Source organism: Acinetobacter sp. YH12108 (assembly GCF_013419055.1).
GTDB lineage: Bacteria > Pseudomonadota > Gammaproteobacteria > Pseudomonadales > Moraxellaceae > Acinetobacter.
This window is the reverse complement of sequence record NZ_VPAW01000063.1, coordinates 1-1,168: the sequence shown is the minus strand read 5'-3', so window position 1 is coordinate 1,168 and position 1,168 is coordinate 1. Positions and strand designations below refer to the sequence as shown.

1 protein-coding gene and 1 pseudogene are annotated in these 1,168 nt (G+C 59.8%); both read left to right on the top strand.

Annotated features, from left to right (window positions below):
- Positions 1-18: 18 nt before the first annotated feature.
- Positions 19-834 carry a sulfonamide-resistant dihydropteroate synthase Sul2 gene (gene sul2, locus FTU46_RS16620; RefSeq protein WP_001043260.1) on the top strand — a complete coding sequence of 272 codons (816 nt, stop codon included), beginning with the start codon at positions 19-21 and terminating at the stop codon, positions 832-834.
- Positions 835-920: 86 nt separating this feature from the next.
- Positions 921-1,168: pseudogene (gene glmM, locus FTU46_RS16615) on the top strand (phosphoglucosamine mutase); the annotation flags it as partial.

The following is a 1,168-nucleotide window of genomic DNA, read 5'->3' as shown; positions in this document are numbered from 1 at the left end:
ATTATTATAGAAGCCCCCATGAATAAATCGCTCATCATTTTCGGCATCGTCAACATAACCTCGGACAGTTTCTCCGATGGAGGCCGGTATCTGGCGCCAGACGCAGCCATTGCGCAGGCGCGTAAGCTGATGGCCGAGGGGGCAGATGTGATCGACCTCGGTCCGGCATCCAGCAATCCCGACGCCGCGCCTGTTTCGTCCGACACAGAAATCGCGCGTATCGCGCCGGTGCTGGACGCGCTCAAGGCAGATGGCATTCCCGTCTCGCTCGACAGTTATCAACCCGCGACGCAAGCCTATGCCTTGTCGCGTGGTGTGGCCTATCTCAATGATATTCGCGGTTTTCCAGACGCTGCGTTCTATCCGCAATTGGCGAAATCATCTGCCAAACTCGTCGTTATGCATTCGGTGCAAGACGGGCAGGCAGATCGGCGCGAGGCACCCGCTGGCGACATCATGGATCACATTGCGGCGTTCTTTGACGCGCGCATCGCGGCGCTGACGGGTGCCGGTATCAAACGCAACCGCCTTGTCCTTGATCCCGGCATGGGGTTTTTTCTGGGGGCTGCTCCCGAAACCTCGCTCTCGGTGCTGGCGCGGTTCGATGAATTGCGGCTGCGCTTCGATTTGCCGGTGCTTCTGTCTGTTTCGCGCAAATCCTTTCTGCGCGCGCTCACAGGCCGTGGTCCGGGGGATGTCGGGGCCGCGACACTCGCTGCAGAGCTTGCCGCCGCCGCAGGTGGAGCTGACTTCATCCGCACACACGAGCCGCGCCCCTTGCGCGACGGGCTGGCGGTATTGGCGGCGCTGAAAGAAACCGCAAGAATTCGTTAACTGCACATTCGGGATATTTCTCTATATTCGCGGTTCAGCAGGCATGTCCCCTTTGAGGGCGACCCGACGACAGGATAATCGACCTTATGGTGCGCAAATATTTCGGCACAGACGGTATTCGTGGCAAAGCCAACGAAGGCGCGATGACGGCGGAAACCGCCTTGCGCGTCGGCATGGCGGCTGGCCGTGTCTTTCGTCGCGGTGACCACCGCCATCGTGTCGTGATCGGCAAGGATACGCGCCTGTCGGGCTATATGCTTGAACCCGCGCTCACAGCCGGTTTCACCTCGATGGGCATGGACGTATTCCTTTTTGGCCCGCTGCCGACAACGTA